This is a genomic window from Pyxidicoccus sp. M6 (assembly GCF_055568925.1).
In genome coordinates, this window is record NZ_CM145714.1 from 5,250,472 (window position 1) to 5,262,837 (window position 12,366).

Consider the following 12,366-nt stretch of genomic DNA (forward strand, 5'->3'; position numbering starts at 1 on the left):
CTCATTCTCCAGATACCCCGCGCACGCGGGGCTGCTCCGGGTGCGACACCCCGGAGTGTGTGTCAATGCTCAGGCCGTGGTGCACCTGCAGGAGGCCGGCGGCGATGCTCACCGCGACCTCCTGCGGCGACTTGCCACCAATGGGCACGCCCATGGGGCAGTGCACCCGGTCGATGTTCCGCGCGGCCACGCCCCGGGCCTCCAGGCGCTGGCGGAAGCGGGCCCACTTCGTGCGGCTGCCGATGAGTCCCAGGTAGCGCGCTGGCCGCTCCACCGCGTACGCGATGATGTCCTGGTCCAAATCGTGCCGGTGCGTCATCACCGCCACGTACGTGCGGCGTGCGTCCCACGAGGCGCGGGAGGCGAAGGCGTCCCATGGCTCGTCGTGGCGCACCACCGACGCGGGGATGCGCTCGCCTTGGAGCCACTCGGGGCGCTCGTCCACGAGGTGGATTTGGAAGGGCGTGCCCTCCAGCGTGCGGCACAGCGCCTGGCCCACGTGGCCGGCGCCGAAGAGGTAGAGGCGCGGGCCGTGATTCACGAGCTCCACGAAGACGTCCACCACGCCGCCGCAGCACTGGCCCAGCTTCGCGCCCAGCGGGTAGCGGAACGTGCGCGCCTCGCTCTTCTCCAGGCACGCCCGCGCATCCGCGAGCACGAGCTGCTCCAGGTGGCCACCGCCCACGGTGCCGTGGAACGTCCCGTCACCGCGCACGAGCAGCTTCGCGCCGGGCTCGGCGGGGGTGCTTCCCTGGCAGGCCGTCACCGTCGCGACGGCGAAGGGCGCATCTTCACGAGACCACTCCGCGAGCTGGCGGACCCAATCCCACATGGTCCGACCGAGTCTGCCACAGCCTGGGCCTCAACCGTCACGGCTCAGACGGAGCGTGCGGGTCAGAACGCGTATCTCACCCGGCAGTAGGGCATGCGGCGGGCCAGCAGCTCCGTGAGCTCGGCCACCAGGCGGCCCTTGAGGCCGGTGCGGTAGCGCACGTTGGCGCCGCCGCCCTGGGACACCTTGGCCTCCTGCGTCTCAGGGGTCCACAGCAGGGCCTCGGCCTTCGGGTGCCAGCGGAGGTTCACCTCGTGCAGGCCCGCGTGGTGGGTGAGGAAGATGACCTCGGCGGCGAGCTGGGCCTTCGCCTCGGGCGAGAGGACGTCGTCCACCTGCTGGAACAGCTCGTCGTACTCGGCCTGCCAGCCCTCGTAGGCGACGACGGGCGAGAAGTTGAGGTGGACCTCGTAGCCAGCGGAGACGAAGTCGTTGATGGCGGCGATGCGCTCGGGGATGGGGCTGGTGCGCACGTCGAGCAGCTTCGCCTTCGACTGCGGCATGAGGCTGAAGCGGATGCGCGTCTTTCCCTTCGGCGCGTAGTCCAGCAGCTCGCGGTTGACGAGCTTGGTGGCGAAGGTGCCCATGGCGTTGGGCAGCGTGGTGAAGAGCCGGACGAGGTCCTTCACGTTGTCGCTCAGCGCCGCGTCCGCCGCGCAGTCGCTGTTGCAGCCGATGTCATAGGCCTGGTAGCGCGGGTCCACGCTGTTGGCCTCCGTCTTCGGCCCCAGCTTCTGGGCGTGCCGGCGGATGGAGGCCAGGATGCGGTCGATGTTGACGAAGACGGTGACGGGGTTGGCGTAGCCCTTGTGGCGCGGCACGTAGCAGTACGCGCAGCTCATGACGCAGCCGTTGGCGGTGGACGGGGGGATGAAGTCGCAGCTCCGCCCGTTGGGGATGAAGGACATCGTCTTCTTCACGCCCAGCACCAGGGTGCTGCCCTTGATGCGGTTCCACGCCTCGGCGTTGCCCTCGTTGCCGAACAGCCCGGGGATGTTCTGGTGCGACGCCACGGGCACCCGCTCCGCGTCCGGGAAGCGCGCGAGGATTTCCCTGCCGCGGAAGTGCTCCTCCACGCCAGGCTCCAGGTAGATGCGGGAGACCTTCAGCAGCCGGTCCAGTGCACCCGGGCCCATGGGGGGAGGGGGCGGGGCGAACAGGTCGAGGTTCGTCACCCGGCGTACGTAACCCGAAGCCGGCCGCCGCGCAGGAGCGCCAATCAGGCCCTCGTCTGGAGGCAGGGAGGGCAGGAGGGGGCATTGTCCGGTGCGGGACACTCGGACTAAGAGCGGGAGAATCTCTGGAGGGGGAGTCCCCATGCGCGGAATGCAAGCTCGCGCGCGACCGGCCTGGGCCGTCGCGCTGATGTGTGCGGTGGCGTTCGGTGGCTGCAAGAAGCAGGAGTCCACGGAGGCCGCCGGCGCGCAGGACGCCGGGCAGGCCTCGGCCATGCCGGCATCGGCCGCGAAGGATGCGGGCACGGTGGCGGTGGCGGAGACGCGCACGCCCTTCACCTTCAAGGACGTGACGATTTCGCGCACCGGCGACAAGGTGAAGCTGGCGTACACGCTGGAGAACCACGGCACGAAGCGGGCGCGCGGGACGAGCTGCCTGTCGCTGCACGACAAGGACGGCTACGTGCTGCAGAACCTCACCCTGGGCCCCATCAGCCTGCGGAGCGGCGAGTCCGACACCTTCGAGGACACGCAGAGCGTCGACATCGCCCTCTGGGATGATGCCCGCACCGTCCGCCTTTTCGCCGGCACGAGCTGCTACAGCCTCACGGGCGACTCCGTCATCAGCCAGGTGAGTCACCTGGACATGACGGGCCGTCCCGCGCCGGCGGGGGTTCCCGCGTCCAAGCTGACTCCGGACGCGGAGGATGGCGTCGCCGTCTTCGAGTTGACGGAGGTGGGCCTGAGCCAGGAGTCGTCCTCGTCCTCCGTCGTCCTGACCTTCAACGTGAAGAACAATGGCGCGGCCCGGATGAACGCGAGCGTGTGCCTGCGCCTCTATGACAGCGCGGACGCCACGGGTGACATCGACGAGGCGAGCTCCAACTACTTCAACCTCGCGCCGGGCGCGACGAAGACGGTGTCCAGCGACCTCACGCTGGACGACGACAAGCACTGGGACTCCACCGTCCTGCTGCGGGCGTACGCGTCCAACTACGGCTGCTCCAGCAGCGCGCGGACGGCGGTGAGCAACGTGGTGGAGCTCCGCAAGCCCGCCGAAATCCACGCGCCCGTCGATGACGTCGATACGTCGGCCGGTGACGAGGGCGGCGACAACTACCAGCCGGACGAGCCCGTGGACGACGAACCCGAGCGCGCCGCCGACGGCGTGAGCGACGGGCAGTAGGAGCCCTTCAGAAAGCCACGGGCACGTCGAGCTGGAAGATGGAGTAGCCCGCCGTCTTCATGGGCGCGTCGAGCGCGAAGGCGTACGAGAGGCCGGGCCGCACCACCACCCTGTCGCTCAGCTGGATGTGGAAGCGGGGGCCCGCGGCGACCGTGAGGTTGTCGCGCAGCTCCTCCGACGTCACCGTCGACGGCGTGGACAGCCAGCGCTGGTAGCGCAGCTCTCCGCCGAGCGAGACGGCGGGAATGAGGAAGTAGCCCAGGTGCAGGCCCGAGGTGAAGTTGGTCCTCGAGCTGTCCTTCTGGACCGCCTCGCCGCGCACGCGCGTGAGCTGCAGCACCGTGGCTTCCACCTGGGCGGTGAAGCCGTCCGCCACGTAGGACAGGCCCACGCCTGGGAATACGGTGAAGTCGTTCACCGCGAACATGGCGTTGTCCATCGCCGAGCGCGCCGGCACGCCCGCGCGGGCGGCGCTGGCCGTCGCGGCATTGGGCGTGTCGCCGCCGCCCATTCCTACCGGAACGGTGACGCCGAGGAAGAACCCCAGCCGCAGCGCATCACTCAGGTCATGCGAATAGATTGCGCCGAGCACCGGATTCACCAGCGCCGCGCCCGGGCGCCCCGTGCCCGGCGCGGAGTCCACGTAGCCCACGCGCACCAGGGGGGCCAGGTGGGGCGTGAGCTTGTAGCTCGCCAGCACGAAGGTGGCCGTGGTGACGCTGTCACCCGTGGCCTCCGTGGAGGAGAGCGCCAGCGACGTGTCCGAGCGCACCACGTTCACCGCCGCCGTCGGACGCAACTGCCAGGGGAGCGAGTAGGGCGCCTTGGGCGCCGCGAGTGCAGCCCCCGGAGCGAGCGTGGCGAGGAGGGAGAGGGATGCGACGACGCGAGCAGTGTGCGAGCACATGGCGGTCTGCCTTTCGAATGGAGTCAGGCGTGGGGCGCGGGAGTGCCGCGCGAGAGAGGTACCAGGAAGGCGGCCCACACCACCGTCGCGCCGAGGAAGGCTGCCGCGGCGATGCCCAGCCAGAGGGTGAAGCGCTCCGCCGTGAAGGGCACCAGCACGCGCGCCACCACGGCCACCAGCATCAGCGTGCCCACCGCGCCCACCTGCCACGGGTTGCCCATGAGCAGCCGCCCCTGGCCGCCGTGCGCGAGCATCACGTGCACGGAGACCGCGAGCGCCATCAGCGCGAAGCCGCCGACGAAGACGACGTGCAGCCCCGCCGTGCGCAGCTCGGGCCGCAGCGCCACCACGGCGTAGCCCAGCGGCACCAGCCACCCGGACGCCCAGATGAACCAGCGGTGCAGCCCGGCCTGCGTCGGCGCGCGCCACAGCCGCGTCGGCGCCACCAGGGCCGCCACCACCACCAGCGCCCTCAGGCCATGGCCCCAGCGCGAGGACGCGAGCAGCTCGACGAAGAAGCTCGCCACGAAGCACAGGGCCGCGGCCACGTGCAGGGCCTGCCTCGCCCGGCGGCGCGCACCCTCGGAGGCACCCGGCGGCTCGCCGTGCAGGAACATGGGCAGCAACATCCCGCCGACGCCCAACACCAGCCCCGCGAACATGCCCTGCAGCAGGAGCCCCGTCCCCAGCGCGTGGAGCCAGTGCGGCCCCGCGCCCGGGGGAATCGCCGTCAGCACCGCGCCGGCCGCGCCCATGGCGAGCGAGAGCGGCACCCACAGCATGCCCTCGGGCACCGTGCGGCCCGGGCCCGGGGTCAGGATGCGCGGCACCACGAAGGCCAGCAGCACGCCGAGCTGCGCCAGGAAGCACGCCTCGGCCAGCCACCAGGCCTCCCACCACGCGCTCGCGGTGACGGCCACCGGGAGCACCAGCGACACCCCGAGCTGCGCGGCGGAAGGCCCTTCCGTTCCGGTGCGGCGGGGAATGAAGGTGTAGAGGAATCCGAGCGCGAAGCAGAGCATGAAGCCCTGCACCTGCGTCAGCGCATGCGAGGTGGAGCGCCACGTGGAGGCGAGGCCCAGCGCATACAGCAGCCAGTGCACCACGCCCACCTGGCCCAGCACCACGCCCAGGGGGAAGAGCAGTCGGTACGGCTCACGGCGCCATACGGAGACGGGGCGCGGCGAAGGCACGGCGTTCATCAGAGTCCTCCTTCCGTCCCGGGTCGCTCGGCTCCCGGAGTCCTTCGCGCGCGCATCTCCGCCAGCAGCGCGCGCATGTCCTCGGGAGACAGCAGGGTTCGCGCCTCGGGGAAGAGCGCCTGCTCCTCCAGGAGGAGGTGGGACTCCAGCAGGGACGCGAGCAACTCGCTGTTCCGGAGGAAGTCCCCGGGCGGCTCCGGGGCCTGCTCGGGAGCGGCTGCCAGCGCGCTCCAGACGGGGAGCAGCATGGCCAGCAGCACCTCGATGCCCACGTGCTGCCGCATCATCTCATCGAGCGCGTCGGCCCCTCGGGGCGACAGTCCGGCCCGGAGCAGTCGCGGGGCCAGCGACAGGTCCTCGTCCGCCACATGGCGTGGAAGGCCCTCGGTGAAGTAGCGCTCCAGCCTGCGCGCGGCTTCCGAACGCTCGTGTGGAGGCGCCTCCACCTGGCGGGCAAGCCGCAGCGCGAGCTGGCTGAAGTCGCGAATCCGCCCATGACACTCGAGGAGGAGGTGGAGGGCGTCCTCGGGCGGGGCCGAGGCGGGCTGGAAGCGGAGCTGGACGAACATGGCGTCTCCTGCTCCAGGGACTGCAATGCGAAAGCCAGCCCCACGCGAGGCGACGCCGGGCCGCGTGGGTGCAGCGTCTGCGCCCACACGGCCGGGATGCGCACTTCATGCGCTGGGGCGTGGGGCCGCCGTCAGGCCGCCACCGGGGCCCGGTGGCCCGCGGCGTCCTCGCGCCGCATCGGCTGCGCCTTCCCGTAGGTGAGAGAGCGCCATACCCACTCGGCGGGGCCGAAGCGGAAGCGCGACAGCCACAGGTGGCTCCACACCACCTGCACGGAGAACACGGCGAGGCACAGTCCGAAGCACGCCGCGGGGCCGACCTTCGTCACCTGTCCCAGGCCGTACCCGTAGAAGAACAGCACGCTCATCACCGTCTGCGACAGGTAGTTCGTCAGCGCCATGCGGCCCACCGGCGCGAGCAGGACGAGCAGCTTCTGCCACGTGGCGCGCTGGAAGAGCAGGGTGATGGCGGACACGTAGACGGCCGCGAAGCCCAGCTCACCCAGGTGCCGCAGGGGCGCCATCGCGAAGGGCACCCACGTGGGCAGCGTCTCCGGGATGAGAATCTTTCGCAGGATGAGCTGCTGCATCACCAGCCCGGCGCTGCTGCCCACGAGCCCCGCCACCAGCCCCCACCCGAGCAGCCGGCGGAAGAAGCCCAGGTGCTGGGGCGCGTCGTGGAAGAGCCGCCGCCGTCCCGCCAGCAGGCCCAGCAGGAACCGGCCGAACGTCGCCAGCATGGTGGCCCGAATCATGGGCAGGAAGCTGAAGATGTAGAAGCTGCCGCCCGCGAGTACCACGTCCAGCCAGCTTCCGCTCGTGAAGGCCGCCAGCGCCTTCGACTTGAAGTCCGCGTCCCGCTCCGTCGCCGCCTTCGTGAGCGCGGCCGCGGCCTCCGGCGTGTCCGCGAGCAACTGCGGCAGCTTGAGGATGGCGGTGCCGATGATGGGCCACACGAGGACCAGCAACGCGGCGCTGATGAGCAGCGTCCTGTCCGTGCGTCGCCGGAACAGGAGCAGCCCGAAGCCCAGCACCGCGTACGTGCTGAGGATGTCCCCGTACCAGAGCAGGAACAGGTGCGTGAGCCCCATCACCAGCATCACCCCCAGCCGCCGCGCGTAGAGCGGGGTGATGGAGGCACCGCGCTCCTCCGCCCGGCCCATCTGCACCGAGAAGCCCAGGCCGAAGAGGAAGGAGAAGATGGTGATGAACTTGCCGAACACCAGCAGCATGAAGGCCTGCGTGGTGACGGTGTCCAGCAGCGAGGCGTTGGCCATCGCCGCCATCATCTGCTCGCGCGGCACGAACGCCCTGCCGCTGAACCACATATAGACATTGGAGATGAACACGCCGCACAGCGCGAAGCCGCGCAGCGTGTCGAGGAGCGCCAGCCGCTCGCTCGAATCAATCGGGCGGGCCTCGGCACGGGGAGCCGCGACGGTGGAAGGGGCAGGGGTCATGCTCCTTCAAAAGGCGGCCGAACCCGAGCCCGCCCGCACGTATTCCGCGCGTCCATGCATCCATGCCGGTGCGGCACGCGCGTCCCACGGGCGGACGCGGCGGGCACTTCGTTTCCCACGTCCGGACAGCGCGACGCGCGCAGTCACACGCCGATGCGCGGACAGATGTCCTTGAAGACACACTCCTCGCACTTCGGCTTCTTCGCCGTGCACGTGTACCGGCCGTGCAGCACGGTGGCGGGCCCGAAGAAGGTCCACTCCTCCTGGGGGACCAGCTTCATCAGGTCCTCTTCGATGACGTCCGGCTTGTCGTGCTTCGACAGCCCCAGGCGCTGGCTGACGCGCGCGACGTGTGTGTCGACGATGATGCCGGAGGGCAGGTTGAAGGCGGTGTTGAGCACCACGTTCGCCGTCTTGCGCGCCACGCCGGGCAGCGTCACCAGCTCGTCCACGGTGCGCGGCACCTCGCCGCCGAAGTCCGCCAGCAGCGCGCGGCTCATGGCCTGCACGGACTTCGTCTTCTGCTTGTAGAAGCCGGTGGGCTTCAAATCCTCCTCCAGCTCGGTGGTGTCCGCGTCCGCGAAGGCGCGCGGCCCCGGGTACTTGGGGAAGAGCGTGTCGGTGACGCGGTTGACGCGCTCGTCCGTGCACTGCGCCGCGAGGATGGTGGCGACGAGCAGCTCGAACGGCGTGGACCAGTTGAGCTCGTAGCGCGCATCCGGGTGGGTCTCCCGGAGGCGCTCGAGGAGGACGGGGACTTTCTGGGCAGGTGTCATGGCGTGTGCTTGCCATGAACCTACCCGGCGAGTCTGACATCCGTCACGCGCGGCGGGCTTCAGCCCCCCGACGGCGCGAGTTGCTGAAGCAGCCGCACCGTCTCTGGCGCGGCGAGCGACGGCGTGAGGGCGGTGAGGGCGACGCCGGACACCACGCGGGTGATGTTGTGGTCCACGCGTCCGGCCTGGGACCATACCTCCGCGGTGGGCGCGGTGATGTACGCGGAGAAGGTGTGGTGTCCGGTGCCGGGGCGCTCGCCAATGATGTGGATGAGGGCGCGGTGCTTCTTCGCGTCTCCCAGGCCACCGAAGAGCGCCTCGCCCGCGCGGTAGCCGGCGCGCACGCGGCCCGAGGTGAGCAGCAGCGTCTCCGGCGCGGGCATGTACCCGGCCTGGGTGAGCAGGTTCCTCAGCGCGTCCAGGTACGGCCGGAGCTGGCCGGCGTCCATGATGGACAGCGCGTTGAGCCCGTCGGACACCATGAGCTGCACGTCGTACTTCCCCGCGTGGCGCACGCGCAGCGAGCGCAGCGCGTCCAGCGACGCGTCGTCGAGCTGCTCGCCCGTCTCCGGATGGAGGATGTATTCCTTGCGGTCCTTCGACTTCGTCAGCAGCCGCACGGCATCCGGCACGGTGACGATGAAGGCCTCGCTCAGCTCCGTCCACAGGCTTGTCTTCGAGTCCGCGTAGACACGTCGCATTTCCGCATCCAGCGCGGGCTCCAAATCCCACGCGTTCGTTCCGTGGCCCACGGCGATGGGCACCCCGCGCGCGCGAATCTCGTCCAGCCGCTTCCCGCCCTCCGCGCGAATCTCCTCCTCGGTCCGCGTGTCGCCCTTCGCGCGCAGGTACTGGAGGTACACCCAGACCGGGTCGCCGAAGTGCTCGGTGGGCCGGCCCTCCGCGTCGATGACACCGAGCCGCTGGAAGAAGGCCCACATCCGGTCCTCCACCTTGTAGCCGAAGCGCTCGCGCAGCCGGACGTGGTCCTGGAAGCCGGTGGTGAGGTAGCCCAGCATGGGGTCGTTCTTCGTGGGCAGGCCCATGAGGTACGCCGGGTTCGCCGGCATGATGCGCTCCAGGCACCAGTCCAGGTCGTCCAGCGTCACGTCCATGTGCAGCGTGGAGCAGACGTCCAGGCCGATGGTCAGCCCGTGCAGCTTGCCCATGACGATGTCCTCGAGGCAGCAGCGCACGAGCTGCTCCTTCGTGCGGAACACCTCGGGGCCGATGAAGCCGGCCACGTCGTTGAGGTGCACCCACGGGGCAGCGGCGCGGCCCGAGCCCTCCTGCGCCCTCGACACCTTCTGCGTCAGCGCGCGCGCGAAGCCGTACTTGCGCGACTCGTGGATGACCATGTCGTAGCCATGGCCGGAGCCGTTGGTGAAGTCCGCGCCCTGGCCCGTCTCGAAGTAGAGGCCGAACTGGCCGGTGCGGGTGGCCGCGTAGTCGACCATCTTCTTCACGGAGATGTCGAAGGTGGCGTTGGCCGTGTCGCTGCCGGCGATGCTCTGGAACCAGATGCCGGTGGTGCCCGGGTGCAGGCGTTCTACCTCCGCCTGCACGTCGATGTGGGCCAGCACGCAGTGCGGGAGCACGTCCTGCAGGCCGAACGTCACCCGCAGCTCGTGCAGCGCGGCTTCAACCGCCGCCACCGACTCCGGCGCGGAGGACACCGGGTTGCAGCCGAGCACCACGTCGCCCACCGCGTACGCCCACCCGTCGAACACCTGCCAGCGGATGTCGTCCACGTTGTCGGTGGGCGAGTTGGGCTGGATGCGCGCGCCCAGGTAGCCCCGCGCGCCGATGTGGCTGCCCGGCAGCGGGTTGAACACCTTCTTGCCCACGGCGATGAGCTCTTCGTCGCTCATCAGCTTCACGACGCAGGCGATGACGTCGCTGCCCAGGCCCGGAACCAGCGCGTGGATGGCCGCCTCGTCGCTCTCCAGCAGGAACTGCTTCAGCCGGCCCACCGTCCAGTCCCGCGAGCCCGACGCGGCCACCCGGTCCTCGGACTCCACCAGCAGCGCATGCAAATCATCCTGGCGCAGCGGGTGGTCCCCCAGGTCGATGAGGCGCGTGTTCTCCAGCAACTGGCGCGCATTCTTCCGGGAGCTGTCTTCCGCGGCGGCCACGCCCACCAGCGCGTCGCCCTCCTTGAAGGCGTTGGCCGCGCCCAGCACCTGTTTGTAGAGCGCTTCGTCGAAGGCACCCTTGATGCGCTGAACGTAGCCGAACACGTCCTCGCCGGGGCGGACCTCCGGGATGTAGACGCCCTCGGGCACGGGGCCTGGAGGAGGGCGGGTGACGGAGTCCTTACCGCAGCCCAGGAAGGACGCCGCCGCGCCGCCCAGCATCGCGGCCAGCACGGTGCGCCGGTGCAACAGGAACCGGGGTTCCAAAGCCATGTTCCGTCCTCGCTTGCGGCGCGCTCCGGGAGGCTCCGGCCTCCCTTCCCCCGCGCGCCATCCAGCGACTCTCGGCGGCTCCGGTAAGCCGAGCCAAGCCGGCGACTCGTGCTTTTGGACGGCAACCGACGCCCACCTGTACCCGGGACGGAGCCCGGGCGCGGGCGCAGGACAGTTGTATGCCCCCGCGTTGTTGGATTCCGTGCGGGTGCGTCAGGGACCGGGCGCCGGCCGCGGCGCCACCTCCACCGTCCGCACCACGTTCTCCGGCGTCCCGTCCTCGAGGGTCCGCACGTCGAACGTGACTCGCACCGACGTGCCGGGTGGGAAGCTCTCACGCAGGTACGTCTCGACTCCCTGGGCCCGGGGGATGCGCTGTCCCTTCACGCGCGTGGCGTGCGTCACGCGCAGGGGGACGGCAGGTCCCTGGGTGCTCTCTACATAGAGGAGGCCCGGGCCCGCGCGGATCACCTTGCCGGTGAGCGCGTGCTCCTCGCCCTGGACGCTCTCCGTGTCCGGCCCGGTAGCCTGCTCCGGGGCCTGCGCCAGCGCCGGGGCGTTCCACATGAAGAGCCCGACGAGCAACCCCAGGGTCGTCCGCTTCATCGCCGCCACCCCCTGTGAGGCGGGCTTTCCGCCCCGGTGAAGCGTGCGCATCCCCGGCCCCGCGGGCAGCGCGCGCTTCCCTGGACGGATGCTGTCTCGGGGCCTAGCGTCCGCGGCCGTTCAACCCTCTCCCGAGAGAGACGCCTCCATGGTTTCGGCCATCTTCAATCCGGCTCGCTGGAAGCCCGTCGAGGGCTTCAAGTTCAAGGACATCACCTTCCACCGCGCGGTGGACCAGGGCACCGTCCGCATCGCCTTCAATCGTCCCGAGGTGCGCAATGCCTTTCGTCCCCGCACCGTGGACGAGCTGTCCCGCGCGCTCGAGGCCACGCGCTTCATGACGGACGTGGGCTGTGTGCTCATCACCGGCAACGGCCCGTCCCCCAAGGACGGCGGCTGGGCCTTCTGCTCCGGTGGGGACCAGCGCATCCGCGGCAAGGACGGCTACAAGTATGAGGGCGAGGAGGGAGAATCCGACCCGGCACGTCTGGGCCGCCTGCACATCCTGGAGGTGCAGCGGCAGATTCGCTTCCTGCCCAAGGCCGTCATCGCGGTGGTGCCGGGCTGGGCGGTGGGCGGCGGGCACAGCCTCCACGTGGTCTGCGACATGACCATCGCCAGCAGGGAGCACGCCGTCTTCAAGCAGACCGACGCGGACGTGGCCAGCTTCGACGGCGGCTACGGCTCCGCGCTGCTGGCGCGGCAGGTGGGTCAGAAGCGCGCGCGGGAAATCTTCTTCGTCGGCGCCAACTACTCCGCGGAGGAGGCGCACAAGATGGGCATGGTGAACGCCGTCGTGCCGCACGCGCAGCTCGAGGACTTCGCGCTCGACTGGGCCGCTGAAATCAACACGAAGAGCCCCACCGCCATCAAGATGCTGAAGTACGCCTTCAACCTCCCCGACGACGGCCTGGTGGGGCAGCAACTCTTCGCCGGTGAGGCTACTCGCCTGGCCTACGGCACCGACGAGGCCCAGGAGGGCCGCGACGCCTTCGTCCAGAAGCGCAAGCGAGACTTCAAGCGCTTCCCCTGGTCGTACTGATACACGCCGGGCGCGATATAAGCGCCGGATGGGCCCTTCCAGGTGACGCGTCGCATGCACGCGATGAGTCACCTCGAAGGGCCCTTCCTGTTTCAGCCTGAGAAATCATGAGGTTGAGGTCATTTTTCACCTCTGGGTCCGTCAGGTATTGACTATGTGAATGGAAGGATTTAGAAACACGGAAATAAAGAAGCACGGCTTGA

General features: G+C 69.8%; 11 protein-coding genes. 2 read left to right on the top strand and 9 right to left on the bottom strand.

Features of this window, described 5'->3' with window-relative positions:
• Nucleotide 1: 1 nt before the first annotated feature.
• Both xdhC and ACVTJA_RS20950 read right to left on the bottom strand, forming a co-directional pair.
• Nucleotides 2–832 carry a xanthine dehydrogenase accessory protein XdhC gene (xdhC, locus tag ACVTJA_RS20945; RefSeq protein ID WP_465838605.1) on the bottom strand — a complete coding sequence of 277 codons (831 nt, stop codon included), beginning with the start codon at nucleotides 830–832 and terminating at the stop codon, nucleotides 2–4.
• A 62-nt stretch (nucleotides 833–894) separates the two neighbouring features.
• On the bottom strand, nucleotides 895–2,007 hold the full coding sequence (locus ACVTJA_RS20950; protein ID WP_465838606.1) for a spore photoproduct lyase family protein: 1,113 nt from the start codon (nucleotides 2,005–2,007) through the stop codon (nucleotides 895–897).
• Between the two features lie 142 nt (nucleotides 2,008–2,149).
• Here ACVTJA_RS20950 and ACVTJA_RS20955 point away from each other — a divergent pair, with 142 nt between their 5' ends.
• Entirely contained in the window at nucleotides 2,150–3,193 is a 1,044-nt protein-coding gene (locus ACVTJA_RS20955; RefSeq protein WP_465838608.1) for a hypothetical protein, read from the top strand.
• Nucleotides 3,194–3,200: 7 nt separating this feature from the next.
• On the opposite strand, the gene ACVTJA_RS20960 is transcribed toward ACVTJA_RS20955, so the two are convergent.
• The 7 genes from ACVTJA_RS20960 to ACVTJA_RS20990 all read right to left on the bottom strand — a co-directional run bounded on the left by ACVTJA_RS20960 (nucleotide 3,201) and on the right by ACVTJA_RS20990 (nucleotide 11,121).
• The gene (locus ACVTJA_RS20960) at nucleotides 3,201–4,100 is read right to left on the bottom strand and encodes a hypothetical protein (RefSeq protein WP_465838610.1); all 900 of its coding nucleotides are present in this window, start codon (nucleotides 4,098–4,100) and stop codon (nucleotides 3,201–3,203) included.
• A gap of 23 nt (nucleotides 4,101–4,123) precedes the next feature.
• Nucleotides 4,124–5,302 carry an NnrS family protein gene (locus tag ACVTJA_RS20965; protein WP_465838611.1) on the bottom strand — a complete coding sequence of 393 codons (1,179 nt, stop codon included), beginning with the start codon at nucleotides 5,300–5,302 and terminating at the stop codon, nucleotides 4,124–4,126.
• Nucleotides 5,302–5,871, bottom strand: coding sequence for a hemerythrin domain-containing protein (locus ACVTJA_RS20970; RefSeq protein ID WP_465838613.1), 570 nt, complete (start codon nucleotides 5,869–5,871; stop codon nucleotides 5,302–5,304). Before ACVTJA_RS20970 ends, ACVTJA_RS20965 begins: the two co-directional genes overlap by 1 nt.
• A 131-nt stretch (nucleotides 5,872–6,002) precedes the next feature.
• Nucleotides 6,003–7,331: a DUF418 domain-containing protein gene (locus tag ACVTJA_RS20975; protein ID WP_465838615.1), complete on the bottom strand. Its 1,329-nt coding sequence runs from the start codon at nucleotides 7,329–7,331 to the stop codon at nucleotides 6,003–6,005.
• A 143-nt stretch (nucleotides 7,332–7,474) separates the two neighbouring features.
• A complete protein-coding gene (nth, locus tag ACVTJA_RS20980; RefSeq protein WP_465838617.1) occupies nucleotides 7,475–8,107 on the bottom strand; it encodes an endonuclease III in 633 nt (210 codons plus the stop codon).
• A gap of 59 nt (nucleotides 8,108–8,166) precedes the next feature.
• A complete protein-coding gene (eutB, locus tag ACVTJA_RS20985; RefSeq protein WP_465838619.1) occupies nucleotides 8,167–10,515 on the bottom strand; it encodes an ethanolamine ammonia-lyase subunit EutB in 2,349 nt (782 codons plus the stop codon).
• 213 nt (nucleotides 10,516–10,728) lie between these two features.
• Nucleotides 10,729–11,121: a hypothetical protein gene (locus ACVTJA_RS20990; RefSeq protein ID WP_465838621.1), complete on the bottom strand. Its 393-nt coding sequence runs from the start codon at nucleotides 11,119–11,121 to the stop codon at nucleotides 10,729–10,731.
• A gap of 148 nt (nucleotides 11,122–11,269) precedes the next feature.
• On the opposite strand from ACVTJA_RS20990, the gene ACVTJA_RS20995 reads away from it, so the two are divergent.
• Nucleotides 11,270–12,163: a 1,4-dihydroxy-2-naphthoyl-CoA synthase gene (locus ACVTJA_RS20995; protein WP_465838622.1), complete on the top strand. Its 894-nt coding sequence runs from the start codon at nucleotides 11,270–11,272 to the stop codon at nucleotides 12,161–12,163.
• The last annotated feature ends 203 nt before the right edge of the window (nucleotides 12,164–12,366 follow it).

What these genes read in the sequence shown, in the direction of transcription:
- ACVTJA_RS20965 (WP_465838611.1), bottom strand. Translation starts at nt 5,302, where the DNA reads ATGAACGCCGTGCCTTCGCCGCGCCCCGTCTCCGTATGGCGCCGTGAG.
- xdhC (WP_465838605.1), bottom strand. Translation starts at nt 832, where the DNA reads ATGTGGGATTGGGTCCGCCAGCTCGCGGAGTGGTCTCGTGAAGATGCG.
- ACVTJA_RS20975 (WP_465838615.1), bottom strand. Translation starts at nt 7,331, where the DNA reads ATGACCCCTGCCCCTTCCACCGTCGCGGCTCCCCGTGCCGAGGCCCGC.
- ACVTJA_RS20970 (WP_465838613.1), bottom strand. Translation starts at nt 5,871, where the DNA reads ATGTTCGTCCAGCTCCGCTTCCAGCCCGCCTCGGCCCCGCCCGAGGAC.
- nth (WP_465838617.1), bottom strand. Translation starts at nt 8,107, where the DNA reads ATGACACCTGCCCAGAAAGTCCCCGTCCTCCTCGAGCGCCTCCGGGAG.
- ACVTJA_RS20990 (WP_465838621.1), bottom strand. Translation starts at nt 11,121, where the DNA reads ATGAAGCGGACGACCCTGGGGTTGCTCGTCGGGCTCTTCATGTGGAAC.
- ACVTJA_RS20960 (WP_465838610.1), bottom strand. Translation starts at nt 4,100, where the DNA reads ATGTGCTCGCACACTGCTCGCGTCGTCGCATCCCTCTCCCTCCTCGCC.
- eutB (WP_465838619.1), bottom strand. Translation starts at nt 10,515, where the DNA reads ATGGCTTTGGAACCCCGGTTCCTGTTGCACCGGCGCACCGTGCTGGCC.
- ACVTJA_RS20955 (WP_465838608.1), top strand. Translation starts at nt 2,150, where the DNA reads ATGCGCGGAATGCAAGCTCGCGCGCGACCGGCCTGGGCCGTCGCGCTG.
- ACVTJA_RS20995 (WP_465838622.1), top strand. Translation starts at nt 11,270, where the DNA reads ATGGTTTCGGCCATCTTCAATCCGGCTCGCTGGAAGCCCGTCGAGGGC.